Source organism: Shewanella loihica PV-4 (assembly GCF_000016065.1).
In the GTDB taxonomy this organism is placed as follows: domain Bacteria; phylum Pseudomonadota; class Gammaproteobacteria; order Enterobacterales; family Shewanellaceae; genus Shewanella; species Shewanella loihica.
Genome location: NC_009092.1, coordinates 4,204,721 through 4,229,893, shown reverse-complemented (window position 1 = coordinate 4,229,893; position 25,173 = coordinate 4,204,721). Strand labels below are relative to the sequence as shown.

At 56.4% G+C, this 25,173-nt stretch carries 25 protein-coding genes; 8 read left to right on the top strand and 17 right to left on the bottom strand.

Annotated elements, in window-relative coordinates; translation table 11 throughout:
- Positions 1-11 precede the first annotated feature (11 nt).
- Positions 12-575 carry a NapC/NirT family cytochrome c gene (locus SHEW_RS18345; protein ID WP_011867335.1) on the bottom strand — a complete coding sequence of 188 codons (564 nt, stop codon included), beginning with the start codon at positions 573-575 and terminating at the stop codon, positions 12-14.
- A 394-nt stretch (positions 576-969) separates the two neighbouring features.
- Between SHEW_RS18345 and SHEW_RS18340 the strand changes: the two genes are divergently transcribed.
- The 6 genes from SHEW_RS18340 (at position 970) to SHEW_RS18315 (ending at position 8,077) form a co-directional block, all read left to right on the top strand.
- On the top strand, positions 970-1,440 hold the full coding sequence (locus SHEW_RS18340; RefSeq protein WP_150099989.1) for a hypothetical protein: 471 nt from the start codon (positions 970-972) through the stop codon (positions 1,438-1,440).
- 118 nt (positions 1,441-1,558) lie between these two features.
- The gene (locus SHEW_RS18335; RefSeq protein ID WP_011867333.1) at positions 1,559-1,996 is read left to right on the top strand and encodes a DUF2057 family protein; all 438 of its coding nucleotides are present in this window, start codon (positions 1,559-1,561) and stop codon (positions 1,994-1,996) included.
- A gap of 105 nt (positions 1,997-2,101) precedes the next feature.
- A complete protein-coding gene (locus SHEW_RS18330) occupies positions 2,102-2,509 on the top strand; it encodes a hypothetical protein (protein WP_011867332.1) in 408 nt (135 codons plus the stop codon).
- A gap of 269 nt (positions 2,510-2,778) precedes the next feature.
- The gene (locus SHEW_RS18325) at positions 2,779-3,312 is read left to right on the top strand and encodes a heavy metal-binding domain-containing protein (RefSeq protein ID WP_011867331.1); all 534 of its coding nucleotides are present in this window, start codon (positions 2,779-2,781) and stop codon (positions 3,310-3,312) included.
- Positions 3,313-3,335: 23 nt separating this feature from the next.
- The gene (locus tag SHEW_RS18320; protein WP_011867330.1) at positions 3,336-4,925 is read left to right on the top strand and encodes an efflux RND transporter periplasmic adaptor subunit; all 1,590 of its coding nucleotides are present in this window, start codon (positions 3,336-3,338) and stop codon (positions 4,923-4,925) included.
- Between the two features lie 8 nt (positions 4,926-4,933).
- Complete coding sequence (locus SHEW_RS18315; protein WP_011867329.1) at positions 4,934-8,077, top strand: efflux RND transporter permease subunit; 3,144 nt, start codon at positions 4,934-4,936, stop codon at positions 8,075-8,077.
- A 72-nt stretch (positions 8,078-8,149) separates the two neighbouring features.
- Here SHEW_RS18315 and SHEW_RS20870 read toward each other — a convergent pair whose 3' ends face one another.
- Positions 8,150-8,302, bottom strand: a complete 153-nt coding sequence (locus tag SHEW_RS20870) for a hypothetical protein (RefSeq protein ID WP_186300602.1) — start codon at positions 8,300-8,302, stop codon at positions 8,150-8,152.
- Positions 8,303-8,461: 159 nt separating this feature from the next.
- Positions 8,462-9,241: a VOC family protein gene (locus tag SHEW_RS18310; RefSeq protein ID WP_011867328.1), complete on the bottom strand. Its 780-nt coding sequence runs from the start codon at positions 9,239-9,241 to the stop codon at positions 8,462-8,464.
- Positions 9,242-9,401: 160 nt separating this feature from the next.
- On the opposite strand from SHEW_RS18310, the gene SHEW_RS18305 reads away from it, so the two are divergent.
- Positions 9,402-9,815, top strand: a complete 414-nt coding sequence (locus SHEW_RS18305) for a globin family protein (RefSeq protein ID WP_011867327.1) — start codon at positions 9,402-9,404, stop codon at positions 9,813-9,815.
- 69 nt (positions 9,816-9,884) lie between these two features.
- Here SHEW_RS18305 and mtr read toward each other — a convergent pair whose 3' ends face one another.
- Together mtr and plsB are read right to left on the bottom strand one after the other, a co-directional pair.
- Positions 9,885-11,141 carry a tryptophan permease gene (mtr, locus tag SHEW_RS18300; protein WP_011867326.1) on the bottom strand — a complete coding sequence of 419 codons (1,257 nt, stop codon included), beginning with the start codon at positions 11,139-11,141 and terminating at the stop codon, positions 9,885-9,887.
- On the bottom strand, positions 11,141-13,564 hold the full coding sequence (plsB, locus tag SHEW_RS18295) for a glycerol-3-phosphate 1-O-acyltransferase PlsB (RefSeq protein WP_011867325.1): 2,424 nt from the start codon (positions 13,562-13,564) through the stop codon (positions 11,141-11,143). Before plsB ends, mtr begins: the two co-directional genes overlap by 1 nt.
- Before the next feature lie 323 nt (positions 13,565-13,887).
- Here plsB and SHEW_RS18290 point away from each other — a divergent pair, with 323 nt between their 5' ends.
- Positions 13,888-14,481, top strand: a complete 594-nt coding sequence (locus SHEW_RS18290) for an FMN-dependent NADH-azoreductase (protein WP_011867324.1) — start codon at positions 13,888-13,890, stop codon at positions 14,479-14,481.
- A 103-nt stretch (positions 14,482-14,584) separates the two neighbouring features.
- Here the strand turns inward: SHEW_RS18290 and SHEW_RS18285 are convergent, their stop codons facing one another.
- From SHEW_RS18285 to SHEW_RS18230, 12 genes are all read right to left on the bottom strand, one after another.
- The gene (locus tag SHEW_RS18285) at positions 14,585-14,770 is read right to left on the bottom strand and encodes a hypothetical protein (protein ID WP_041406770.1); all 186 of its coding nucleotides are present in this window, start codon (positions 14,768-14,770) and stop codon (positions 14,585-14,587) included.
- Positions 14,763-15,101, bottom strand: a complete 339-nt coding sequence (locus SHEW_RS18280; protein ID WP_011867323.1) for a rhodanese-like domain-containing protein — start codon at positions 15,099-15,101, stop codon at positions 14,763-14,765. The genes SHEW_RS18285 and SHEW_RS18280 overlap by 8 nt, the downstream gene beginning before the upstream one ends.
- A gap of 143 nt (positions 15,102-15,244) precedes the next feature.
- Complete coding sequence (locus SHEW_RS18275) at positions 15,245-15,700, bottom strand: GNAT family N-acetyltransferase (protein WP_011867322.1); 456 nt, start codon at positions 15,698-15,700, stop codon at positions 15,245-15,247.
- 117 nt (positions 15,701-15,817) lie between these two features.
- Positions 15,818-17,059 (bottom strand): beta-ketoacyl-ACP synthase, encoded by a 1,242-nt coding sequence (locus SHEW_RS18270; protein WP_011867321.1) that lies wholly within the window; start codon positions 17,057-17,059, stop codon positions 15,818-15,820.
- Positions 17,059-17,784, bottom strand: a complete 726-nt coding sequence (locus SHEW_RS18265; RefSeq protein ID WP_011867320.1) for a 3-ketoacyl-ACP reductase FabG2 — start codon at positions 17,782-17,784, stop codon at positions 17,059-17,061. Before SHEW_RS18265 ends, SHEW_RS18270 begins: the two co-directional genes overlap by 1 nt.
- Positions 17,781-18,320 carry a hotdog family protein gene (locus SHEW_RS18260; RefSeq protein ID WP_041406768.1) on the bottom strand — a complete coding sequence of 180 codons (540 nt, stop codon included), beginning with the start codon at positions 18,318-18,320 and terminating at the stop codon, positions 17,781-17,783. Before SHEW_RS18260 ends, SHEW_RS18265 begins: the two co-directional genes overlap by 4 nt.
- 53 nt (positions 18,321-18,373) lie before the next feature.
- Entirely contained in the window at positions 18,374-19,579 is a 1,206-nt protein-coding gene (locus SHEW_RS18255) for a beta-ketoacyl-[acyl-carrier-protein] synthase family protein (RefSeq protein ID WP_011867318.1), read from the bottom strand.
- Positions 19,580-19,611: 32 nt separating this feature from the next.
- A complete protein-coding gene (locus SHEW_RS18250; protein WP_011867317.1) occupies positions 19,612-20,184 on the bottom strand; it encodes a DUF3261 domain-containing protein in 573 nt (190 codons plus the stop codon).
- Positions 20,175-21,449 carry an NAD(P)/FAD-dependent oxidoreductase gene (locus tag SHEW_RS18245; RefSeq protein ID WP_011867316.1) on the bottom strand — a complete coding sequence of 425 codons (1,275 nt, stop codon included), beginning with the start codon at positions 21,447-21,449 and terminating at the stop codon, positions 20,175-20,177. The genes SHEW_RS18250 and SHEW_RS18245 overlap by 10 nt, the downstream gene beginning before the upstream one ends.
- Positions 21,446-23,971, bottom strand: a complete 2,526-nt coding sequence (locus tag SHEW_RS18240) for an MMPL family transporter (protein WP_011867315.1) — start codon at positions 23,969-23,971, stop codon at positions 21,446-21,448. The genes SHEW_RS18245 and SHEW_RS18240 overlap by 4 nt, the downstream gene beginning before the upstream one ends.
- Complete coding sequence (locus SHEW_RS18235; RefSeq protein WP_011867314.1) at positions 23,968-24,741, bottom strand: outer membrane lipoprotein carrier protein LolA; 774 nt, start codon at positions 24,739-24,741, stop codon at positions 23,968-23,970. Before SHEW_RS18235 ends, SHEW_RS18240 begins: the two co-directional genes overlap by 4 nt.
- Positions 24,738-25,172, bottom strand: a complete 435-nt coding sequence (locus SHEW_RS18230; protein ID WP_011867313.1) for an acyl-CoA thioesterase — start codon at positions 25,170-25,172, stop codon at positions 24,738-24,740. The genes SHEW_RS18235 and SHEW_RS18230 overlap by 4 nt, the downstream gene beginning before the upstream one ends.
- Position 25,173 lies beyond the last annotated feature (1 nt).

The following is a 25,173-nucleotide window of genomic DNA, read 5'->3' as shown; positions in this document are numbered from 1 at the left end:
AGGCTTGCGTATTATCCCTTAGGATAAACGTGTGCAACGCCTTTGTGACAGTCTACACAGGTCTTACGCTTGTCAGCTTCTTTCTTGAAGTTGTTGGCGTGCATTCTCTTCGCCATCTTCTTCATGGTTTCAGGCTGGTTCTCGTAGATACGAGTGTGACAGTGCTGACAGTTAGCGCTGTCGTTCGCGCGGAAGTATTTCAGCGCCAGGTCAGCTTGCTCTTTACGGTTTTCATCCAACCACTCTTGAGTGTTGAAGCCGTCGATAGTAAGGAAGCCGTATAGATCTTTAGATACGATGATCTTCTTGATCAGGTAGTCAACTGGGCCGTGTGGCAAGTGACAGTCTTGACACTGTACAGTTATGCCTGCACGTCCGCCGCCGTGAGCCGATGCCATCACTTCATCTTTCAGAGAGTGATTGCTGTGGCAAGACATACAGAAGGCATCTGTACTGGTTGCATGTAAAGTTTGTTGTGTCGCAAAGTAGCCCACAACACCGACTACAATACCCACCACGAGTAGGGCAAATATTGAGTATTTCGCGCTAGGTTTGAATAGTGCACGCCAGTTCATCACTCTATCTCCAAAATAATATGTTTATTATATCTATTATATTTAATGCATCTCTGTAGCTGAGAGTATAACCAGAAGACGCCGCTTGATCTGGCTTTAAAACCGTAAAATGAGAGCTAGCTCTAACTCTATCTTACCTAAGCAAGATTTTATGAAATTGCTCATAATATATGCGCATTTACTAAAGTTATAGCAAAGACCATGGCATGACAAGTTTGTCGCCATTTTTACTATTTCGTAATGATTTTGTTGGATTTTCGAGGGTAATTATCTATCGCTAATATGACGATTGTTCGCGAAGCCGGAAAATAATTTAATTGGCGCTGAACCTTTTTGAGAGATGTCTGTCTATCATGGTAATCCCGGTTCAATTAACGACATCTTTGCGCCCTATATGACAAGTATCTTTGGCAAGTTTGTACTGATCATCGCCCTTCTGGGTCAGTTTATTCTGACACCAGCCATGGCTATGCCCAGCGCGCTCATGTCACTGATGCATGGTGGTCATATGGAGATGGCCCTCGACCAGGGCGACATGCGCTTAGCTCGGAACATGAACCCTGAGATGGCGCCGTCAACCCAAGCCGTAACCCAAGCCTCAGCTAAGCATGAGACTGGGATGCAGATGTCCCACCAGGGTGAGCCCTGCAAGATGTCGGGCGATAACTCGCTGGTGGACTGCGAAGCCTTGTGCGCCGCCATGGGCCCAGGTGATTGCATGACCCACTGCGCCTCGACCTTAGGTAACCTGAGCGCCGCCGTACCATCTTTGACCATACAACCCCTGTCTGGTCCTATCGTCATCTCTGGTTGGTCGCTGCAGACCGCCGATCTCACTCCCCTATCACCCCCTCCCATTGGTTAATGGTTCGTCTTCACCCTGCGTTACGCACACGAACATGAATCTGCCGCGCCATTAACTTAACTAGGCGTGGCCAAAGAATTAGCCAATTTGTCAGGTCTATGCCTGATGGGAGTCGATTATGAAAACACGTCATTTCTTTAGCAGCCTATTTGCCGCCTTTGCTGCACTGACTTTAGTTAACATCGCCAGCGCCGCCAGCCTCACCCTACCCGATGAACTTCAGGTACAAGGCAGCGAAGTGCAAGTGGGTCATGAGCAGATCGTGCTCAGCCTGGATGCGGGTAAACAACTGGTCGAGCTGGTATATCGCGATATCTTTGCCGATAACGCCGATGATTCAGGCGCCTGGGTGACCTCAGAGCCCCTCTATCTTGCCTTAGATGTCAAAGGCGACGATGCCTACCGTCTGGTGCTTCCCGAGATAGTGACTCAGCAGGACGCCCGGGCCTTTATCAGTGCGCCTAAGGCTCGCCTGGTGTCACAAACTGGCCAGCAGCAGGAATTAACCCTGATGAATCATCAACAACTGATGGAAAAGATCTGGTTAGCACAATAAGAATGCCTGAGGCGAAGGGCCTTGACTTGCTGGAAATGTGAGTTTTATCAAGGCCCAATCTTTATATCGTGATAGACTTGGATCATCTCATTATAGGGTTACACCATGCGTCGTACGCTTAGACACCACACATTAGTCATCTTTACACTGCTCGCTCTGCTGGGCCAGGTGTTGATGGCTAATGGCATGGCAATGGTCTCTTATGCGCAGGCGGATGAGCAGCCCATGATGCAGATGAATAATGGCGACGACTGTCATGATGACGACGCTATGATGCAATCTCACTGCTGCGATGATGAGCAAAATGTGCTTCCCGCTGCTCAGCATTGCTGTGAAGGCAAAGGATTTTGCAAGGGAGATTGTAACCACTGCGTGGTGATCTCTGTGACAGGCACGCTGTTTACCGTTACGCCCTGGCCTGGCGTAGCCGGTTCCGAGTCTATCCTGGCCACTCAAATGCCTCATTTCCACTCTATCTCTTTAGGCTCAGCCTTCCGGCCGCCGATCGCCTGATCCCTTGTGGCGCCCGGCTACGGCTGCCCGAGCTTAAATCGATAACCCTTTTGTTTTATAAAGCGTTTTGCTAGGTGTATTGGCGTAATAAATCCCTCTGCCTTGGAGTCTTTCCATCTGCCGGGTACGCCTCAATATTTACTTCACTGATGTTTAACGAAAAATGAATTATATTAGCCGCATATTAATTAGCTTAATTTAACTGTTTTAGGCTTAAGTCGCGTAAGCGTTGCGCGTGTTATGCGGTCATCCTTTGATGGAGTCCATAGATGAAAACCCTGATCAGTCTGATTTTAACTGCGTTTATCTTTGTGAGTACGGCCCCAATGGCCTTCGCCGAGCAGCATCACGCTGCGGCGGCCGAACAAGGTTATGACTGCCCCATGCATCCCGAAGTGAAAGGCGCCAAGGGCGATACCTGTCCTAAGTGCGGCATGAACCTTGAGCCAGCGGCGCACCACGCCATGGCCAAACACCATGGCAAGGACTGCGACAAGTGTCCTCACCATCAGCATGCCAAGGCCGATAAGGCAGGCGGTTATGAGTGTCCTATGCACCCTGAGGTAAAAGGTGCCAAGGGCGATACCTGCCCTAAGTGTGGCATGAACCTGGAGCAGGCCAAGTCGGCTAAGGCAGGCAAGTCGTGCGACAACTGTCCTAAACATCAGCATCAGATGGCCAAGCAAGGCTATCACTGCCCCATGCATCCCGAAGTGAAGGGGGGGAAAGGGGATTCATGTCCTAAGTGTGGCATGTTCCTCGAGCCTGTGGCGAGCGCCGAAAGCGGCCACAAGCATCACTAGTACATGAGTGGAGATGAGGCATTATGAGTCAGGTAAATTCGAAAAACAGAGGCCAAAAGCTCGCTTATCTTTTGAGTCTATTTATGGTGGCGACCCCGCAGTTGGGTCATACCCAGGCGCTTGAGGCCAAGGCAAGCCAGGGCCATGAAGCCCATGTGCATCAGGCCGGGGAGAAGACCTATGCCTGCCCAATGCACCCTGAGGAGACCAGCCATGAGCCGGGCAGTCGTTGCCCCAAGTGCAACATGTTCCTGGTCGAGCAGGAAACCGATGCAAGCGAGACAAGTTTAACGGCAGGCCATGAGGTGACCTACGTCTGCCCCATGCACCCTGAGGTGACCAGCCATGAGCCCGGCAGCCGTTGCCCTAAGTGCAACATGTTCCTGGTGGCCGAAGAGGAAGAGGAGTCGACCAGTACTAAGGTTGAGCCCGAGATGGATCACAGCCAACACGATCCCCTGGCCCAGGCCAAGCCCGCGCCGCTCAACGGCGAGCCGTCGATCAAATATGTCTGCCCCATGCACGCCCATATTGTCAGCGATGTGCCCGGTACCTGTCCTATCTGCGGCATGAACCTGGAAAAGGTGGAGATGTCGGCAGATACCCAACAGATAGAGATAGATGTCTCCGGCAGCATGCAGCAAGCCCTGGCACTTAAGGTCGCCAAGGCGGAGAAAGATACCCTATGGAAGTTTGTCCAGACCGTAGGCCAGATAGGTTATGACGAGAGTCAGATCAACCATGTGCACGCCAGGGTCAACGGCTGGATAGAGAAGCTGGCCATCACCTCAGTGGGTGACAAGATCTCCAAGGGGCAGCTCTTGTATGAGATCTACTCGCCGGATCTGATCAACGCCCAGGACGATTACCTGCTGGCGCTGAGCAGCCTGCAGAGCTCTAAGGATAGCCGCAACTACCAGGATCTGGTGCGCAAGGCGGGACTGCGCCTCGAGCTGCTGGGGATGAATCAGGCCCAGATCAAACAGCTGGCCAAGAGCAAGCAGACCCAGTACCGGGTGCCTTTCTATGCCAAGGCCGATGGTATCGTTAAGGCGCTGTCGGTGCGTGACGGCATGTATATTCAACCCGCCACAGAGGTGATGTCTGTGGTGGATCTCTCTAAGGTGTGGGTGATCGCCGACGTGTTCGAGAATGAACAGAGCTGGCTGGCGATAGGCCAACCCACAGAAGTTTCAGTGCCCGCCATGGACCTTAAGGGGATCGAGGGTAAGATCGATTACATCTATCCCGAGCTGGATCCCGTGACCCGTAGCCTGAGGGTGCGTATCGTGCTGGCCAACAATGAGGTGGCACTGCGCCCCAATACCCTGGCCAAGATAGAGATCTACGGCGGCCCGAATGAGGATGTGCTGGTGATCCCGCAGGAAGCCCTGATCCAGACGGGTAAAGAGAACCGTGTCATCGTCAAGCAGGGTGACGGCAGCTTCCTGGCCCGCAAGGTCACCGTCGGCATGATGTCTCAGGGCAAGGCGGAGATCTTAAGCGGCATCGAGGAAGGCGAACAGGTGGTGACCTCGGGTCAGTTCCTACTCGATTCAGAGGCGAGCCTGAAGGGCAGCCTGATGCGTCTTAGCAGCGGTCATCAGCACTAGGGGGCGCTATGTTAAAGAAAATTATCGAGGCCTCCATCGCCCAGCGATTGATGGTGTTGATCATCGCACTGATGATCACCGTCTGGGGCGTGCAGGAGCTGAGAAAGACGCCTTTGGATGCGCTGCCGGATCTGTCGGACGTGCAGGTGATCATCAAGACGCCTTATCCAGGTCAGGCGCCTAAGCTGGTGGAAGAGCAGGTGACCTACCCTCTGTCGACCGCCATGTTGGCGGTACCCGGTGCCAAGACAGTGCGGGGTTACTCCTTCTTCGGTGACTCCTATGTCTATGTGATCTTCGAAGATGGCACAGATATCTACTGGGCGCGGTCACGGGTGCTGGAATACCTGAGCCAGGTTAGCAGCCGCTTGCCCCAAGGGCTTCAGCCATCGCTGGGGCCAGACGCATCGGGTGTCGGCTGGATCTATGAATATGCCTTGGTGGATCGCTCGGGTAACCTGGATCTCTCACAGCTCAAGAGCCTGCAGGACTGGTATCTCAAGCTAGAGCTACAGAGCGTGGCCGGGGTATCCGAGGTGGCGACCGTCGGCGGCATGGAGCAGACCTATCAGATAGTGATCGAGCCCGACAAGCTGGCTATCTATAAGCTGGATATCGCTGCGGTGAAGAACGCCATCAACAAGTCCAATACCGAGGCGGGCGGCTCAGTGATCGAGATGGCCGAGGCCGAATATATGGTGCGCGCCAAGGGCTATCGTCAGACGCTGGATGACTTCAGGGAGATCCCTCTGGGGGTCACCAGTCCTTCTGGCACCGCGCTGCTACTCAAAGATGTGGCGACCGTGCGCAAGGGGCCTGCCTCACGGCGCGGTATTGCCGAGCTCGATGGTGAAGGCGAGGTGGTCGGCGGCATTATCGTGATGCGCTATGGTGAAAACGCCCTGGCCACCATAGACGCGGTCAAGGCTAAGCTGGAGCAGCTCAAGGCGGGTCTGCCACAAGGGGTGGAGATCATCCCCACCTATGACAGATCTGAGCTGATCAACAAGTCGGTGGACAACCTGTTCCACAAGGTGATCGAAGAGATGCTGGTGGTGGGCCTGGTGTGTCTGCTGTTCCTGCTGCATGCCCGCTCGACCCTGGTTGCGGTGATCACCCTTCCGCTGTCGATTCTGATCGCCTTCATCGTGATGAATAAGATGGGGGTGAACGCCAACATCATGAGCTTGGGCGGTATCGCCATCGCCATCGGCGCCGTGGTGGATGGTGCCATCGTGATGATCGAGAACATGCACAAGCATCTGGAGCACTTTAAGGATGAGTACCGCAGGGATCCGGACAACAAGGAGCACTGGCATATCGTCGCCAAGGCCTCCATCGAGGTGGGCCCGGCGCTGTTCTTCTCGCTGTTGATCATCACCCTGAGCTTCGTACCCGTGTTTGCCTTGGAGGCTCAGGAGGGACGTTTGTTTAGCCCGCTGGCCTACACCAAGACCTTTGCCATGGCCGCGGCGGCGATTCTGTCGATCACCTTAGTGCCTATCCTGATGGGCTACTTTATTCGCGGCAAGATCCCCAAGGAGACCAGCAATCCCATCAGCCGGGTGTTGATTGCCCTCTATAAGCCGGCGCTCAATATGGTGCTGCGCTTCCCCAAGATCACCCTGATGCTGGCGGTGATCGCCCTGGGCAGCGCCTGGTATCCTGTGACCAAGATGGGCAGCGAGTTCATGCCCGAGCTGGAGGAGGGGGATCTGCTCTACATGCCGACGGCCCTGCCTGGCATTAGCGCCAGTAAGGCAGCCGAGGTGCTGCAACAGACAGACAGGCTGATCAAGACGGTGCCCGAGGTGAAGCGGGTCTTCGGTAAGGTGGGACGCGCCGAGACGGCGACCGACCCCGCGCCGCTCACCATGCTGGAGACTACCATCATGCTCAAGCCCAGAGAGGAGTGGCGTGAAGGTGTGGATCTCCAAGGGGTGATCGATCAGCTACAGAAGACGGTCAAGGTGCCTGGCTTGACGAACGCCTGGGTGCAGCCGATCAAGACGCGTATCGACATGCTCTCTACCGGTATCAAGACCCCTGTGGGGATCAAGATCACCGGCGCCGACGTCAACGAGCTGCAGAAAGTGGGGGCCGATATCGAGGCGATCCTCAGCCAGCTACCCAACACCAAGTCGGCCTACGCCGAGCGGGTGGGCGGTGGCCGTTACGTGGATATAACGCCTAAGCTGGATGTGGCCTCACGCTACGGCATGACGCTGACCGACATTCAGGATGTGGTGCGTTACGCCATCGGCGGCATGGATATCGGCGAGTCGATTCAGGGGGCCGAGCGTTACCCGATCAACCTGCGTTATCCGCGGGCGCTGAGGGACAATATCGAGAAGCTCAGGGAGCTGCCGGTGATCACTAAGTCAGGTCACTATCTGCCGCTGCGCAACCTGGCCGATATCGAGATCACCGACGGCGCGCCTATGCTCAAGAGTGAGAACGGCCGCCTGATCTCCTGGGTGTTTGTGGATATTCAAAACACCTCGATCGGTGAGTATATCGATGAGGCTAAGTCGGCGCTGGATCAGCAGCTCAAGGTGCCACCGAGATATAGCTACAGTTTCGCCGGCCAGTATGAGTATATGCAGCGGGTCGATGCCAAGCTGAAGAAGGTGATCCCTATGGCACTTGGGGTGATCTTCATCCTGCTGATGATGACCTTCGGCTCGCCGCTTCAGGCCTCTATCATCATGTTGAGTCTGCCTTTCGCCTTGGTGGGCAGCACCTGGTTGCTGTTCGCGCTGGACTTCAACATGTCGGTGGCGGTGGCGGTGGGGATGATCGCGCTGGCCGGGGTGGCGGCGGAGTTTGGGGTGGTGATGCTGGTCTATCTCAATAATGCCATCAAGCACCGTAAAGACACCGGCGGCTACGAGTATGTGGCGGATCTCAAGGAGGCCCTGATAGAAGGCGCCGTGATGCGTATTCGTCCCAAGGCGATGACGGTAGCGACCATCTTCTTCGGCCTCTTGCCCATCATGTGGGGTGCAGGCTCGGGTAATGATGTGATGCAAAAAATTGCCGCGCCTATGGTGGGCGGCATGATCACAGCGCCGCTGCTGTCGCTGTTTGTGCTGCCGGCCCTCTATTTGCTGATCTATGGACGTCGCCTCAAGCACTCTGCCGAGGCTTGATTCGGATATTGATTAGTTTAGGTACAAAAAAAAGCACTGCAATCGCAGTGCTTTTTTTCTATCTGGTAACCGTTATTTCTGACAACGGCCGATGTTGGAGCCGGTTGAGCGTACTTTCTTACACTGCTGGCTAGCCTTGGTGCTGCCGTTGTCGGCAGTGGTTTCTGTATCAGACTCTTGGGTTGACGCACAACCGCTAAGGCCTATAACGAGAGTCGTCGCCATGATAGGCATCCATTTTTTAAGCATGGTTTACATCCCTGATTAGTAGTTAACAACATTGCCAAAATAAATTCGCAATGTTACGAACCTAACCAAAACAAAGGGTTAAAACAATGCTTGATCCCTATCCCGACTCAAGATTAGCGCTTTACTACTAGAGATTTAGGTCATGTTGAGTCTTATGACTGACAGTGTGCCGCCTTGAGGGTCGTTGATCACAGAGAAGCGTCCCACCTCGGGGATATCCGTCGGCGGCACACACACCTGACCGCCTATCTCTGTAGCCTTGGCGACCGTGGCATCGCAGTTATCTACCATGATGTAGGGCATCCAGTGTGGTGGCATATCGCCCCACTCCTCGGTCATGGCCATCATGCCACCGACGGCGCGCTCCCCCTGGAGCCATTCATAATAAGTGAAGTCTTCCATCTGCGACTCACGCACCTGCCAGCCCATAACTTTAGTGTAGAAGGCCTGGGCCTTGGCGGTATCGCGACAGCAGAGTTCGGCCCAGCAGAGGGTGTTAGCCTCGCCCATGCGCATAGAGCCGATATGGGCGCCGGCCTGCCAGAGGGAGAAGCTGGCGCCTTCGGGATCCAGGCATTGGGCCATCTTGCCCGCATCGCCCACGCTGTGAGGGCCTAGGATCACCTGGCCACCGTTAGCTATAACAGCCTCCAGGCTGGCCTCGAGATCATCGACGGCGAAGTAGATGCTCCAGTGGGTCGGCACCTTGTCGTCGATCATATTTTGCGGCAGCTGATACATGGCCCCTATGTCGTCATCTTCGATGGCAAACATGGTGTAGACACCATCGGGGATCGGCATATCCTTGAGCTGCCAGTCAAACAGCGCGCTGTAGAAATGTTTACCCGAGGCGGCCTCGTGACTGGCCAGTTCGATCCAACAGGGGTCGCCATGTTGATAGCTAGTAATCTTCATCTTTGAGTCCTTTGTTAAGGAAGGTGCGACGACTTGTTCGCACCTTCCCTAATGAAAAATCTGTCGTGATATCAATTTAGTTAAGCCTGTTTTGCCATTTATGTCTATGCTGTGGGGAGAGTTATTGCGAAGAGAGAGTTATTCAGAAGAGGGAGTTTCGATGAGCCTGACGTCCACCCAGATAGATCTTGTACAAACCTCATTTAAACAGGTCGAGCCGATCAGCGAGCAGGCGGCGGCAGTTTTTTACGATGCCCTGTTTCAGATAGACCCCAATCTGCGGCCACTGTTCAAGCAGGATATTCGGTCTCAGGGACGTAAGTTGATGGCCATGTTGAAGGCGGCGGTAGAGGGACTGACAGATCTCGACGCCTTGGTGCCTCAGCTGCATGAGCTGGCGCGAAGGCACCAAGCCTATGGCGTCAGGCAATCCCACTTTACCCCTGTGGGTAACGCCCTGCTTTATACCCTGAAGACAGGCCTGGGAGAGGCTTACACCCGCGAGGTGCGCGAGGCCTGGGTGGCGGTGATCCATCTGGTGGCCGATACCATGAAGCCGCTGCTGGACAGGTAATTTGTGACTTTAATAAAGAAAAAGGCGCCCATCGAGCGCCTTTTTCTGCTTAAGAGATAACCCCTTAGGCTAGCCGTACATGGGTAGCAGGTCTGCCATGGCAAGCAGGTGGCAGGCCGCGGTCAACAGGCCGTAGAAGATCACTATGGCGATCACCACAGTGCCGCCTGGCACCCTGAAACTCTGGCTGTCTGGGAACATCTGTCTGGCGCGATAGGCCATCAGGGCCGGCACTATGGCAGCCCATACGGTGGCGGCCAGGGCGGCAAAGCCAATGGCGATCAAAAAGCCGTTGGGGAACAGCAGACCTAACACAGTTGGTGGCAGGAAGGTCACTGCCGCCGTCTTGAGGCGTCCGGTGCGCGACTCATCGAAGCCAAACAGGTCGGCGAGATAGTCGAACAGCCCCAGGGTCACCCCGAGGAAGGAGGAGGCGACCGCCAGGTTGGCAAACAGGGTCAGCATTGTGGTCAGCCAGTCGCTGGCCATCACATCCGAGAGCGCCGCAACCAGCACGCCCATGTTACCGCCCTGGGCAATCACCTCGACGAAGCCGCTGCGAGTGATGTTCCCCATGGTAGCGACCAGCCAGCACAGGTAGATCACGAAGGCGATGAGGGTACCTAAGGTGATCGCCTTGACGATAGTGCCTGGGTCCTTGCCATAGTATTTTACCAGGCTGGGGACGTTGCCGTGATAGCCGAAACTCACCAGACCGAAGGGGATGGCGGCCAGCATATAGGGCAGATAATTGGCCTCACCATCGGGCACGAACAGCTTGGCGGGTTCCACCTCGATAAGCAGATTCCCTATGGCGAGGAAGAAGGTGATGATCATCCCGCCCAGCATGATGGTGGTGATGCGATCCACCGCCTTGGTGCTGATAAAGACGATAATCGCCAGGCCAACCGCAAACACCAGGCCGGCGAAACTCTGGGGCAGCTCTACCCCTAAGCTACTTAGGCTGTGGTTGACGATAGAGCCGCCGCCACTGATATAGGCATAGGCCAGAATATAGAGCACGAAGGCGATAGAGAGGCCGTTGACGATACGCCAGAAGTTACCCAGGGTATCCCGGGTGAGGGTATCGAAGCTGGCACCCGGCTCATAGTGCAGGTTGGTCTCCAGTAGCAGCAGGCCAGAGACCAGCATGCAGAACCAGACGCCCAGCATCATGAGTACAGAGTAGCTAAACCACATGCCGGCGCCGACCACAGGCAGGGAGAACATCCCTGCGCCCACGGCCGTACCTGCGATGATCATGGCGCCGCCCAGCAGCGACTTACCCGAGGCCTTGTGCTTGGCCGCATTCATATGATTGGCCATTAGGCTTGATGCTCCGCAGCGACGCTGTCGACTATGGTCTGTCTAACCGAGCTCCTTAGCAGGCTGTTGGCCCGGGTGCGGATACGCTGAACATCTTCACTGTGGCTGTCATCGGCCAGGTAACCCAGCTCCTTGAGCTTGACGCTCAGGGTGCCGTAGAGTTTCTTGTCATAGAACTCTGGTGCAGTGATGCCATGGAGCGCGCCCAGACGCTGGGCCAGCTGGTGGCTGTCGCTCTCGAGCTCTGAGCGCTCAATCTTAGGCGAGGCCGCCAGCAGGTTGAAGATGATGGCGTAGCGCTGCATGGTTTCGCTGATCGTGCCGGCCAGCAGTAACAGCTGATTGAGGCCATCTGGCTTGACGCTGAAATGCTTGTCTTCGTCGATTAAGCCTTCGGCCAGTAGCTGATCCAGCAGCTGATTTACATAGGTCTCGAGGTTATCGATCCCCATGAACAGCTCGGCCTGCAGCAGCGGGTAGAAATCTTTCACCGTGGCGATGATCTCGTCGCGGCTACATTCATCCTGGCGGGTCAGGCAGCTGGCGATCAAGGATGGGATCACCAACAGGTGGATGATGTTATTGCGATAGTAGGTCATGGCAATCGCCAGGCTCTCATCGATGGAGATGATGTCACCCAGGGGGTCGCTGTCCAGCTTGAGCTTCTTCAGCTCCAGCCCCTGGGCGATCAGCTTGGCACCGTCGCCTTCGACCACTGAGGTGTAACCCGTGTAAGGTACGCTCTTGAGTAGCGACAGGTAGAGATCCAGCTGCTTCTCAAGCTGACTGCGCTGCAGGGCATTCTGCTCAGAGGCCAGCAATACCAAACTGGTCAGGGTAATAGAGCTGACGGCGGCGGCATCGTTGATGCGGGTCATGACGCGGTTAGCCAGGGTGTTGACCACTGGGGTCAGCCAGCTCGGCTTCTGCTCGGGATCCTGGGCCAGCTCTTCGCGCCACTCGGGCACCTGCTCGTTGAGGTAGCTATGCAGGGTAATAGGCTCACCGAAGTTAACATAGCCCTGGCCGAAGTTGCCCAGCTTACGTATGGCACCAAACACCTGCCACACAGATTCTTTCTGCTTCTTCTTACCGCTCAGCTCTTTGTGATAGGTCGCTACCTCCATCACATGGTCGTAGCCCAGATAGACAGGGACCAGGGTGACGGGACGCTCGACACCGCGCAGCACGCTGTTCAGCGTCATGGCGATCATGCCCGTCTTAGGCGCCAGCAGGCGACCGGTACGTGAGCGACCACCTTCGGTGAAGTACTCCACCGAATAGCCCTTGGCAAACAGCTGATCCAGGTACTCACGGAATACCGCGGTATAAAGCTTATTGCCGCGGAAACTGCGACGAATAAAGAAGGCGCCACCGCGGCGGAACATGGGGCCGGCGGGCCAGAAGTTGAGGTTAATACCGGCGGCGATATGGGGCGGTACCATGCCTTGGTAATAGAGGATATATGAGAGCAGCAGGTAGTCCATGTGGCTACGATGACAAGGCACGTAGACGATCTCGTGGCCGTCGTGGTGCAGCTGACGGATCTGCTCGGCGCCCTTGATGTTGATCCCCTTGTAGAGCTTGTTCCACAGCCAAGTGAGGAAACGCTCGGCGATACGCACCAGGCTGTCTGAGTAGTCGGCGGCGATCTCGTCTAAGTATTCCATGGCGGTCTCGCGGGCCTTGGCCTCGGAGATCTTCTTGCTCTGAGCCTCTTCCAGAATCGCCTTCTTCATCGACTCAGATTTCAGCAGCGCGTGGAACAGGTTCTGGCGGTTAGGCAGTACTGGGCCTGTCATCACCTTACGTTGACGGCTGAAGTGCACCCTGGCCACGCGCGCCAGCTTCTGGGCGATGCGCTTGTCGGTGCCGTGCTCGTCGGCCATGTAGCGCAGTGACATGGCATTGGAAAATTGCACAAAGTTGTGGCGGCCGAGGAAGATGATCATCAGGCACTTACGTAGCCAGGTGGGGCTCTCACGCTCCAGCACCGCGGCCTTCATGCTGTCATCTTCCTTGCCTGGGGTGCGACCCCAGTAGAGGCTGACGGGTACCAGCTGAATATCCAGCTCAGGATGTTTCTTGTGGGCACTCAGCAGGCGCGAGAAGCTTTCGAGGTAAAACTCGTTGCCTTCGCGTTCGCCTAATAGCGGCTTGGCTCCTTCGACACAGACGACTCGCGGTGCCTGTTCACCCTCGACATCCAGCGGCTGATAGGGGCTGGGCAGGCCGAGTCGGTCGGTTACCTCGCTCAGTGCGGCGATGTCACTGATCGATTCTGTCTTCATCACATAGACCAGGGGTCTGTCTGAATCCAGGTTGAGATCGGCAAAGGGATCCTGAGGCACTACTATGGTGTGCACGAGTTTCTTCTGGATCCAACGTAAGGATTTAAACCAAAGAGAGTCTTGTTTGGACATTATTCTTTATGCATAGGAGTCATGTTTAATAACGGCATAGAATACCAGAAAATGGTTAGGGGTTCCTAATTTGTCTCGTCGTCCGTTAGCCGAGATCACAGCCGCTCAGGCTCGAGTTTTATCTCCCATCGGCCTTAGGTGTGCGCCAACCCCAGTGGCTGAGAGGCTTGGCCGTATCTCTGTCATTCATTCGAATTTCTCCGATTGCTAAACCTTTCAATTAAATCGAACTTATTTTCGCATTTAATGCGCTTATCTTTCGGTTAAATGGTGGATAAACTGGCCTCAATTGGTTGTAACAGAGATTTGAATTGGAGCAGATTATGGCAAAAGTACTGGTATTGAAATCAAGCATCTTAGGGGACTATTCACAATCGGCTAAGCTGATCGACCACCTGCAGCAACACTGGCAGGGTCAGGGCGCCGAGGTAACAGTCAGGGATCTGGCGGCGCAGCCACTGCCTGTACTCGATGGCGAGATCGCCATGGGGCTACGTGGTGGTGACGAGCTGAGCCCGCGTCAACAAGAGGTGTTGGCGCTGTCAGACGAGTTGGTGGCCGAGTTGAAGGCACACGACACCCTGGTGATCGCCGCCCCTATGTATAACTTCAGCATTCCGACCCAGCTGAAAAACTGGATCGATCTGGTGGCCCGTGCCGGCGTAACCTTCACCTACACAGAGACAGGCCCTAAAGGCTTGGTAGAAGGTAAGCGTGCGGTCTTGGTAACCACTCGCGGCGGCGTACACAAGAATGGTGCGAGCGACCACGTGGTGCCTTACCTCAAGACAGTGCTTGGCTTTATTGGTATCGACGAGGTGGAAACTGTTTACGGCGAAGCCCTCAACATGGGTCCAGAAGCGAATGAGCAGGGGATCAGCCAAGCCAAGCAGAGCATAGAGCAGCTGGTAGCTTAAGTTTTCGGGCGCTAATAGCCCATGGTTTTCATCGTCAACCACATTTAACCCATCTCTAGGTTAGGGCGCTCAGTTTGAGCGCCTTTTTTTATTTAGCGAACGACTATTGCGCTAGTTCACACAGGGTGCACTCGTCACTCTGCTGGCTGGTTTCCACATAGCGCACCCTGTGGCGCCCGTGGGTGCGATTGGCGCTGAACTGGTATCTGGGCCTGGGCGTTTCTGGAGCCGAGTGTTTGGCCTGAGGCGCAGCCTGCTCGGCTTCCTGCCCTAATTGGCTGTTAGCCATTGGCGACGCTTTGTGGCTGATAGCAGAGCAGATCTTTGAGGGCGCCACCGTTGATGGCACAGCTAAAGCCGTTGGCCCTTAAGATGTCGCAACCCTTCTGGGCACGGATCCCCGCGCCGCAGTAGAGTACGAAGGGGGTCTGCTTATCGCTGTGCTGGGTTAGCCACTGGGCCAGTTGATCCAGGGGGACATTGAGTGCATTTGGCAGGTGGCCGCCGGCATATTCCTGGGGAGAGCGTACATCGATAACCTGTACGCCTTGTTCGATCAGTTGCCAGCATTGCTCGGCGGGATGGCTGCCAGATAGCTTGGCTAAGAGAGATTGAAACATGGTTTGCCCCTACAATTAGAATCGAGTCTATAAGATTTACTTCAATAAGATTATTCTAATTGATGGCCGAGTGCAAGTTAAGCGCAAGCCAATTGCCAGATAAGGGCAAGCCAAGGGACTGCTATGTGCAAACCAGCGTTATGTCAGAGCCGCTTGGTCATGAAGACGCTGTTGGGATCATCCTGGTAACGGCCGAAGGGGGCGCACTCGACGAAACCAAATTTCTGGTACAGGCGTCTGGCCGGGAGGAAGAAGCCCATGCTGCCGGTTTCCAGGCTGAGGCGCGTCATCCCATTTTGGGCGGCATCTGCCTGAAGATGGTGCAAGATCCGCTCGCCTATGCCACGTTGGCGATAGTAGTTGGCGACCCGCATCGACTTGAGTTCGCCATGCTCTGGCGAGAGGCGCTTGATGGCGCCGCAGCCGCAGAGTCGGTCGGCCTCCCATAGGGTCCAAAATCTAATATCGTCTTGTTTTAATTCGCTTAAATCTAACGCGTGCACACTCTCTGGCGGCGAGGTGGCATACATATCTTCCAGGTGTTGTTCTAGCATCTTGACGACGCTGGCGTGGCTGACGACTCCGAGCACAAATTGCATCTTAAGCTCCATCTTGTAATTAGGGACCCTAAGCCTCAGCAAAGCCTGTGCCAGCCGCCGACGACCGCGATGAGTCTTATGACTCGATCGCGATCATCCGTGGTGGTTGTTTCGATGTTAGTCTTGCCAGCGCTTGAAGATCAGCGAGGTGTTGATACCGCCGAAAGCGAAGTTGTTGCTCATCACATAGTCGGTAGTGAGTTTGCGAACCTCATCCTTGATGTAGTCCAGTTGACCACAGGCGGGATCGATATGCTTGAGGTTGAGGGTGGGGGCAAACCAGCCGGCATTCATCATCTCGACACTGAGCCAGGCCTCCAGTGCGCCGCACGCGCCTAAGGTATGGCCCGTGTAGCTCTTGAGGGAGGAGATGGGCATGCGCTCGCCAAATACCGCCTGGGTGGCCTGTGTTTCGGCGATATCGCCGCGATCCGTGGCTGTGCCATGGGCATTGACATAGCCTATCTTGTCGGCGTCCAGGTCGGCATCTTTCAGGGCCAGGCGAATCGCCACCTCCATGGTCTCGGCGTTAGGCTGAGTCACATGCAGGCCATCAGAGTTGGTGCCGAAACCCACTAACTCGGCGTAGATCTTAGCGCCGCGGGCCTTGGCGTGTTCCAGCTCTTCCAGTACCAGGGTGCAGGCGCCTTCGCCGATCACCAGGCCGTCTCTGTCACGATCGAAGGGGCTTGGTGTCTCGCTTGGCGTATCATTCTTGGTGCTGGTAGCAAACAGGGTATCGAATACCACGGCCTCGGTGGGGCAGAGCTCCTCGGCGCCGCCGGCCAACATGAGATCCTGCTGACCATATTTGATCGCCTCATAGGCGTAGCCAATACCCTGGCTGCCCGAGGTACAGGCGCTGCTGGTGGTGTGCACCCGGCCCTTGAGGCCGAAGAAGACACCGACATTGACCGCAGTGGTATGGGCCATCATGCGGATATAGCTGGTGGCCGTGACCCCAGACATGTCGCCCTCTTTGAGCATGTCGCCGAAGGCGATGATGGGATCCGTACTGCCGGTGGAGGAGCCGTAGGCGATGCCCATGGCACCTGAGGTCACTATGGGATCGTCCAGTAGGCCGGCATCCATCAGCGCCTTCTCGCTGGCCCAGGCCGCCATGACAGAGACGCGCCCCATGGAGCGGATCTTCTTGCGCGAATAGTGCGCCGGTTTCTCAAAGTCTGTTACCGGCGCGGCCAGACGTGTGTTGAGTCCGTCGAACCTGTCCCACTCGTCAATGCGCTGCACACAGTTTTGCATTGTCTGTAGGCGCTGGGCGATGCTGGGCCAGTCGTGGCCCAGGGCGGTGACGCCTCCGGCACCGGTGATCACTACGCGTCGAGTCTTGTTATTCATCAGATCATGCCACCATTTACCGAGATCACCTGGCGGGTGATGTAGGCCGCGTCATCAGACATGAGGAAGTTGGCCAGGCCGGCGATCTCCGAGGCCTTGCCCATGCGGCGCATAGGTACCAGCTCCTTGACCATCTCCTGGGGGAACGACTCCACCATGTCAGTCTCTATCAGCCCGGGGGCGATGCAGTTGACAGTGATCTTACGCTTGGCCAGCTCCAGGCTCAGTGCCTTGGTGGCGCCTATGATGCCAGCCTTGGAGGCGCTGTAGTTGACCTGGCCACGGTTACCCGCGATGCCTGAGACAGACGCCATGGTGATGATGCGACCACCCTGGCGAGACTGGATCATCGGCATGGTGCAGGGGTGGATTACGTTGTAGAAGCCATCCAGGTTGGTGTGGATCACCCCATCCCACTCTTCGTCACTCATGGCTGGAAAGGCGGTGTCCCGGGTGATCCCAGCGTTGAGCACCACGCCATAGTAGGCGCCGTGCTGGTAGATATCGGCCTCTATGGCCGCCTTGACGCCGGCGCGGTCGGCCACGTCGAACTGGAGGCGGCTCACCTTGGCCCCCAATGCCTCGAGCTCTGTCTGGGTTGCATCGGCCGCCGCCTGATTGCTGTGGAAATGCAGGGCGATATCATAGCCTGTCTCGGCCAGCTTAAGGGCGATGGCCTTGCCGATGCCGCGACTGGCACCTGTGATCAATACACGTTTATTCATCTTGCTTTCTCTTCTTCTGTACCCGCCTGGCTCTCTAGGATATAGGCCTGGGTGTCTTGAGGCTGGAATACATTGACATTAGCCTCTGCCACAAGTTGATTGTTGTGGAATATTTTACAATCAAACACCGCCAGACCGTTATCTTCCTGATAGAGGCGGCTGACTCGTGTCTGATAACGCTCGCCGAGTCGGTAGGCGGGGATTGCGAATGTTAATTTGCGCGTGCCGAGCAGGAAGCCGACACGAATAGGCTCGCCTCGGGCGCTGGCCTCCAGGCCTGCGAGGGCGGCGATGCTCTGGGCCATATACTCTATGCCCACATAGTTAGGCACTGACTGGCTGGCAGCATCGAAGTAGGCGCTGTTTGAGCTTATGCTCACCTCGGTAAGCAGGGTGTCTGGCGCCTGCTCGAGCAGCTTGTCGATCAAGATCATAGGTGCGCGGTGGGGCAGCACCTGTTCAAGCGGTATCTCGGTAAGCGCTGTGTTTTGCTGTGACATAGCTTGTGACTCAGATATGGCTTGTGGCTCAGACATAGCTTGTGGCTTAGACATAGCATGTGAATCTGGCTGTAAATCTTGCGTTGACATTATTGCTTGGCTCCCCGGCAGAAGATGACGCTGGCATTGCTGCCGCCAAAGGCAAAGGAGTTGCTCATGACATATTCGAGCCTGGCATTCTCAGGCCGAGTGCTGTGCCCCTGTGATACGAAGGGCAGCGTCGGATTGTCATCATCCCACAGGCCGTCTCCCACCTGGGGTGGCAGCCCGTGATCTTTATTTGGACCTGATAGGATCAGCAGACAGAAGGCCGCCTCCAATGCACCGGCGGCGCCCAAGGCATGACCGGTGAGCGGCTTAGTAGAACTCACTGGTGGTAGTTGCTCGCCGAACACCTTTAGCAGGGCCCGACTCTCCATGGCATCATTCTTTATGGTCGCCGTGCCGTGCAGGTTGATGTAGCCCACCTGTGACGGAGCGATGGCTGCATCCTTGAGTGCCATCTCGATGGCGACCACGGCGCCATCGCCCTCTGGATGGGGTGAAGAGATATGGTGGGCGTCGCTGGACTCCCCCACACCCGCGAGCATCAGCTCGGCCTCGCCTAAGGTTAGGGTAAACAGGGCTGCGCCTTCACCGATATTGATGCCGTCGCGGTTACGGCTAAAGGGTTGGCAATGGGCCTTGGAGACAGATTCCAGCGAGTGGAAGCCGTTCAGGGTCAGCTTACACAGGCTGTCGGCGCCGCCGACGATCACCATGTCGCAGACGCCGGCCTGGAGCAGGCGCTTGGCGCTGGCGAATACCTTGGCGCTGGATGAGCAGGCGGTCGATACCGTATAGCAGGGGCCCGTGAGGTCGAAATAGTGCTGCAGAAAGTCACAGCTGTTACCTAGCTCCTGCTTGGAGTAGAGGTAATCGGCGGGCAATACACCATGCTCGGCGCGGTAGGCCAGTGCCTTCTCGCCCCTGGCGATCCCTGAGGTGCTAGTGCCTAGCACTATACCTATGCGATCTGCGCCGTATTGGGTCTTGGCCGCCTCGACCGCCGGGGCGATCTGCTCGGCAGCGCGCTGGAGTAACTGATTGTTACGACAGTCGAATCTTTGTAATTCGGGTGCTATGCTCGGCAACTCTGTGGTGACCATTCCCACCAATACCTGGCTGTCAGGGATCAGGTCGTCACGCCACCTCATGCCCTGAGTATCGCCATCGAGTAGGCGGCGTAAGACGGTCTGGGGATCGTCCCCCAATGGGGTGCATAATCCTAGGTGGGTGATAGCTATCTGTGTCATCGTGTCCGTTCTTTTGGCTATTAGGCTCTGGTTTACTCTAGCGGCTGGATGTTCAGCGTCAGCTGAGCCTGGTGAAAATCTAGCGTCACCTCGGCTGTCCAGGGGCTCGTCCGGCTATAGCGGATATCCATGATTGTCTCGCCATCGCTAGCATATAATCTTCTGCAATAGGCTGCATCACAGGCGTACTCGGCCAGTGTCGCGCCTTGTAAATGGTGATTTACATCCTCTGGCTGCCAGTATATCAATTGCAACAGCCCAAGGAGATACTCGGCCTTAAATTGATCTCCCAATAAGACGCTCTGCTCGCTGATCAGCTGCTGGCCGTCATAGCTGAGGGTAAACAGAGGCTGTCCGAGAGGGGCCAGGCCTACCAGGGTGAGAGACTCAGGGGTCAGATCCAGCTGACTCAGCAGCTGATGCCTGGCCTGCTTCACCTTGAGTTTGACCAGCTGGCTCTGACTGACGGGCGCCGAGTCGGGCAGAGGCGCCAGGCAGTAGTCGACCCCCTGAGCCAGGGCCATACAGGTTTGCCTGTCCAGCTTGTGGGCGCAGGCGCTCAGTAGCAGGGCTGCGCAGATGAGGAGACTCGCCCTTAACGGCATAGCTCGACCACCATGTTGAGACGACGCTCAGATTCCGCCACGAAAGGGTTACTCTCGTCCCAGGCGTAACCCGCCAGGATAGAGCAGATCATCTGCTTAATCTTAGGGTTGGGATCCTGATAGAAGATCACATCCTGAAAGCGGCCATCGTACCAGGCCTGCACATAGGTTCTGAAGGTATCGACGCCGCGCATCAGTGGCTGGGCATACTCTGTCTGCCAGTCGACCGATTCACCATTGAGCTGTTTCACGACACATTTAGCCGCAATAGAGGCTGATTGCATCGCGATAGTGACGCCAGAGGAGAACACGGGATCGAGAAACTCACCGGCGTTGCCCAGCAGGGCAAATTTATCGCTAGCCAGGGTGCTGACGTTGGCCGAGTAACCAGCCAGCTTGGCGGGCTTGCGTATTATCTCAGCGCGGCTGAGTAGCTGCTTGAGGCGCGGCTCTTCTCGCACCAGGCGTATCAGTGTGGCCTCGAGATTTGTGGCCTCTAAATCGGCATCTTGGCCCAGCAGGTGAGGCTCACCCACCACGCCTAGCGAGCAGCGGCCGTTGCTGAAGGGGATCAGCCAATACCAGATGTCACGATTATCTGGGTGGACGCTGATCAATATCTTGTTGCGATCGAAGTGATAGTCACCCATATCGACGCTGTCGATATTGTCTTGGATATGGGTAAATATCGCCGTGCGGCTGGGTAGGTTGGAGGGACGCTCCAGGTCCAGCAACCTAGGCAGCACACGACCGAAACCGCTGGCATCCAGCAGGTAGTCGGCGCTCAGCTCATAGCTCGCTCCCTGCTCGTCGCTGATGGTGAGCCTAGGGTTATGGCTAAGATCGACCGCATCGACGCGCTGGCCATAGCGGATCTCGACCCCTTGGCTGGCGGCGGTGTCGGCGAGTAGCTTATCGAAGTCGCCACGCTCGACCTGAAAGGTGGTGCCCGGCCCCGGGGTGAACTTGTCGGTAAAGTCGAAGTAGGTCGAGCGGCCATTGGCGTTGAAGGCCGCACCGTTCTTGAATTGATACCCCGCCTGATTGACTGCATCGAGCATATTCGCCTCGGCAATCACCTGCATGCAGCAGGGCAGCAGGCTCTCGCCGATGGAGAAGCGCGGAAAATGCTGCTTCTCCAAGACTAAGACACGCTTACCCTGTTGATGCAGCAGGCTGGCGGCAACGCTGCCCGAGGGGCCCGCACCTATCACTATCACATCATAATGGTCCGTCTGAGCGGCTGTTTGCGCGAAAGGGGTCACTTATCAATCCTTGTTAATGTGTGAATAAAGGGGGAAAGCACGAAGGTCAGGCCTATCCCCAGGAGTAATGTCAGGCCGAAATAGTGGATGGCCGGCGTCTGGCTGAAGGCCAGCAGACCGAAGGCCATCAGGGTCGAGCAGGCGGACATGAATACCGCCATCATCACGCCTTCGCCTCTATGGCTCTCGGCGAAAAACAGACTGTAGTCGACGCCTATGCCAAAGACCAAGATCAGCGCCAGTGCATGAAACAAGGTGAGTGGTGAGCCGGCTAATCCCAGGCCTGCCAAGGTGAGCAGCGCCGCCAGGGCGGGCACGGCCGTGATCCACAGCGCCATCTTGAGGCCGAAGCGCAGCGAGAAGATAAGCCCAGCGACGACGAGCGCCAGGCCCAGCAGGCTCAGGGTTAGGCTGCGATACTTGGCCATCACATCCGAGATATCCTGCACCTTATCCACCAAGGTTACGCCACTTAATGGGCTGATTGCCTGGGTTAAGTCGTCAAGATCTGTGATGCCGCCTAGCAGGACAATTGCGCCGTATGTGGCGCCGTCACTGCCAGAGGTTTTATCGCTTGGCTGTGTTTTAGCTTGAGCTTGAGTTTGTGCTTGCATTTGAGCTTGAGCATCAGTCCCATCGGGCGCCAGCCATAGGGGCGCGAACAGTTCACCGGCACGGGAGGCGAAGAATTTATCTGGGGTGATGGTCTCATTGGCGCTGGCCTCGAAGCTCGCCATCAGGGAGGGTGCCAAGTCGCCATCTAATCCTAGATGCGCTAACACCTCAGGCAGCTTGTGGTAGATCTGCCCTTGTAGGCGATAGGCCTCTTGCTGGCTTGCCTGACTGGGCAGGTAGTGGGCCAGATTAACCGAGTTACCTAGCACGCCCTGGTGTTGCAGTGAGCCGAGCGTCGGCGACAGTGCCTCCAGCCTTGTCAGCAGCGCCTCGGCGGTCTCTGCCCGTACCAGGATAAATTGGTTATCTGTGCCGCCGCTCATTACCTGGCGCAGTCGCTGCTCGCCTTGGGTGACGCTCAGAGGACTCTGTTGCAGAGCGCGAATATCATCGTTCACCCCGAGTCTATTCAGGCCAAATATAGCCACGAGTAGCAGACCGAGGGCAATTGCTATTCCTTTGGCCCCATTAATGGGCCGCGCTATGGTCTGCATGGCATTGAGGTAACGCGTCGCCAAACCGAGCGCGCGATCGCCGGGTCTCATGGTGCTATTGGCCAGCTTGGGGTAGGCGAAGATCAGTGTCAGATAGGCGCCAAGGAGTCCCGCGGCGCAGAACACGGCCACCTGCTGCATACCGGGGAATGGCGTTAAGCCTATGGCCAGATAGGCGATGACAGTGGTGAGTAGTGCCAGACTGGCGGCGGGGAATACGCGGGCTACGGCGTCAGTCGCGGTTATTCCTGTGGTTTGAGTGGCTGTCCCTGAAACGGCTTTCTGGCTTTGCAAGCGTTCGCAGTAGAAGTGGAAGCTGTAGTCGATGGCGATCCCGATCAGGCTGGTACCGAATACCAGGGTGAGCAGGTGAACCTGGGTGAAGATCCACAGGGTCGCACTCAGGGCGAACAGTAGGCTGGTGGCTATGGTTAGGGCGGCTATGGTGAGCGGCATCATGGAGCGAAACGCCAGCCATACCAGCAGGATCACGCCGATCAGCGAGGCAAGTCCCAGGCTGGAGACCTCTCTCTTCGCCTGTGTTGTTGCCGCCGCGGCATGAAACAAGGCGCCACCTTTTATTACTGTCACTTCTTGCTTAGGCTCAAGGCTCTGCTGCATCTGGCTTATAGCCTCTTCGAGCCTGGCTAACTGCAGCTCCTGCGCCTTAGGGTTGAAGGCGCTGCCGACTCCCTGGGCCATGACGATAGCGACGCTGTTTCCTTGCGTGTCTTTGTTTGATCTGGCTTCCTGGGCTAATTCCTGGCCTACCAGAATGCCGTCGACCACCTTGAGTCGGCGTTGGGGCGAGAGTTGTTTCAGTAGCTCGGGGTAGAGCAGAAGCGGGTCTTGGCTCAATAGTTGGCTATTGGCGTAGCCGAAGGCATTGTAGAGCTGAGCGAGCGTATTAGCCTCTAACTTGGCTAATTGTCCAGTTGCGAGCAGAGCTTTCTGCTGCGTAGTGAGCAGGTGAAAGCGATAGGGAAAATAGAAGCGATTGAGTGCCTGGGCGCCCTGCATATCGGCGCTCTGCACCTGGGTAAAAGCCTCAGGCGCCCCCTGAAGTGCACTGAGCAGTTGCTTGGCGCCTTTGATGGCGGTGGCCTGGTCCGGGCTGACGACCCCTAGGTAGATGCGATTAGCCAGCTGCTGCTCGACCCTGTCTATCGCCCTCTGGGTGAGGGGATCTTCCTGGATCTTGGGGAGCATGGCCAAGATGTCACTCTGCACCCCGGCGCCTCGGCTCAGCGCCTGGGCGGCAAGCAGCGCCATGGCGGCCAGCAGCACCAGCCAGATAACCAGGCGGGTATTGGCAGAGAGGCGACTCAGGCGGTCGCTGAGTCTGAGGATCATCTCGCCTCTGTCGCGGGGCGAGGGTCGGCGTCGAGTTTGAAATAGGCCTGCTCATCCGCCGTCAACGGACGCTGCGCCAGGGCGTTAAATTCGATCACGCTGAGATCGCCGCGGTTATCCAGCAGGCTGAGAGACTCGAGTTGCTCGCTTCCCTGTAGCACTATGCGTGGCATTGCCTGCTTGATGAGGGGGTCTATCGGCTCCAGGCCCAACTGCCAGCACTCTGCTTGCTGCTGCAGATGCAGGGTAAATTGCGCCTCCAGGGGGGCGAGATCGCCGCCTAGTAGCGCGCTCATCAGCTTGGGCATCATCTGCGCCATGGCGCCGGCCTGTGGATTATCATCGGCGTGGCTTATCTGGCGGTTGCCGTCGGCATCTATCTGCACTAGGGTGTTTTGCGTCAGCACCAGGCCAGAGGGAAAGGGCGCTGTCTGTAGCCAGGCGATCCCCAGCTTGTCCTGAAACAGGAACTCGCCGCGGCTCACCAGCGGCTTCTTCAGCACCTTGAGGTAGCGGGACTGGGTAAACGCGCCCCTTGCCGACTCACCGCCGCCCAGACGGGTCACCAGCTTGGATAGGGCTGCATTGTCTGCTGGCGCTTTAAAAAGTGCCTCATAGTCGGTTGATTGTTCTGCGAGAGTTACGAAACTAACGAGACTCAGGCAGAACATAGGACAAAACAGCAGGCAAAACAGGCCGGCCTTAGCGGTGCGGTGAAGGCAAGTGATGCGGTGAAGCCAAGTGATGCGGTGAAACCAGGGGGTCATCATGCCTGCGCCTCGCTGGGAAGGAGGTGGGCTATCTTGTCTCTGAAGCAGTCAGGGGTGACCAGGCAGAGCTCCTTGCTCTCCATCTCGACCGCCGCCTGTACGGTGTAACCCTTGGTCAGCCGCTGATTGGTCTCGGCGTCGCGTACCTGATAGGTGATCTTGAGACGGTTCTCCCACTCTACTAGGCTGGCGATTACTTTGACCCTCTGCTCGAAGGTGCTGGCCTGCACATACTTAATCTGTAGATCGATAATGGGCCAGGCATAGCCTGAGGCCTGCATCTTGCGGTAGCCATAGTCTATTTCGTCCAGTAGCTGACAGCGGGCGATCTCGAAATATCTGAGATAGTTACCGTGCCAGGTGATCCCCATGGAGTCGACGTCGTGGAAGGGGATGACCATCTCCATCTCTGTGGTGAGCAGTGCCTTCATC

Coding starts and splice junctions, on each gene's coding strand:
- SHEW_RS18250 (WP_011867317.1), bottom strand. CDS start 20,184: ATGCCGTTAAGGGCGAGTCTCCTCATCTGCGCAGCCCTGCTACTGAGC.
- SHEW_RS18235 (WP_011867314.1), bottom strand. CDS start 24,741: ATGATGACCCCCTGGTTTCACCGCATCACTTGGCTTCACCGCATCACT.
- SHEW_RS18290 (WP_011867324.1), top strand. CDS start 13,888: ATGGCAAAAGTACTGGTATTGAAATCAAGCATCTTAGGGGACTATTCA.
- SHEW_RS20870 (WP_186300602.1), bottom strand. CDS start 8,302: ATGGCGACGACTCTCGTTATAGGCCTTAGCGGTTGTGCGTCAACCCAA.
- SHEW_RS18260 (WP_041406768.1), bottom strand. CDS start 18,320: ATGTCTGAGCCACAAGCCATATCTGAGTCACAAGCTATGTCACAGCAA.
- mtr (WP_011867326.1), bottom strand. CDS start 11,141: ATGGCCAATCATATGAATGCGGCCAAGCACAAGGCCTCGGGTAAGTCG.
- SHEW_RS18285 (WP_041406770.1), bottom strand. CDS start 14,770: ATGGCTAACAGCCAATTAGGGCAGGAAGCCGAGCAGGCTGCGCCTCAG.
- plsB (WP_011867325.1), bottom strand. CDS start 13,564: ATGTCCAAACAAGACTCTCTTTGGTTTAAATCCTTACGTTGGATCCAG.
- SHEW_RS18230 (WP_011867313.1), bottom strand. CDS start 25,172: ATGAAGGCACTGCTCACCACAGAGATGGAGATGGTCATCCCCTTCCAC.
- SHEW_RS18340 (WP_150099989.1), top strand. CDS start 970: ATGACAAGTATCTTTGGCAAGTTTGTACTGATCATCGCCCTTCTGGGT.
- SHEW_RS18310 (WP_011867328.1), bottom strand. CDS start 9,241: ATGAAGATTACTAGCTATCAACATGGCGACCCCTGTTGGATCGAACTG.
- SHEW_RS18325 (WP_011867331.1), top strand. CDS start 2,779: ATGAAAACCCTGATCAGTCTGATTTTAACTGCGTTTATCTTTGTGAGT.
- SHEW_RS18315 (WP_011867329.1), top strand. CDS start 4,934: ATGTTAAAGAAAATTATCGAGGCCTCCATCGCCCAGCGATTGATGGTG.
- SHEW_RS18280 (WP_011867323.1), bottom strand. CDS start 15,101: ATGTTTCAATCTCTCTTAGCCAAGCTATCTGGCAGCCATCCCGCCGAG.
- SHEW_RS18335 (WP_011867333.1), top strand. CDS start 1,559: ATGAAAACACGTCATTTCTTTAGCAGCCTATTTGCCGCCTTTGCTGCA.
- SHEW_RS18320 (WP_011867330.1), top strand. CDS start 3,336: ATGAGTCAGGTAAATTCGAAAAACAGAGGCCAAAAGCTCGCTTATCTT.
- SHEW_RS18265 (WP_011867320.1), bottom strand. CDS start 17,784: ATGAATAAACGTGTATTGATCACAGGTGCCAGTCGCGGCATCGGCAAG.
- SHEW_RS18255 (WP_011867318.1), bottom strand. CDS start 19,579: ATGACACAGATAGCTATCACCCACCTAGGATTATGCACCCCATTGGGG.
- SHEW_RS18330 (WP_011867332.1), top strand. CDS start 2,102: ATGCGTCGTACGCTTAGACACCACACATTAGTCATCTTTACACTGCTC.
- SHEW_RS18275 (WP_011867322.1), bottom strand. CDS start 15,700: ATGCAATTTGTGCTCGGAGTCGTCAGCCACGCCAGCGTCGTCAAGATG.
- SHEW_RS18270 (WP_011867321.1), bottom strand. CDS start 17,059: ATGAATAACAAGACTCGACGCGTAGTGATCACCGGTGCCGGAGGCGTC.
- SHEW_RS18345 (WP_011867335.1), bottom strand. CDS start 575: ATGAACTGGCGTGCACTATTCAAACCTAGCGCGAAATACTCAATATTT.
- SHEW_RS18240 (WP_011867315.1), bottom strand. CDS start 23,971: ATGATCCTCAGACTCAGCGACCGCCTGAGTCGCCTCTCTGCCAATACC.
- SHEW_RS18305 (WP_011867327.1), top strand. CDS start 9,402: ATGAGCCTGACGTCCACCCAGATAGATCTTGTACAAACCTCATTTAAA.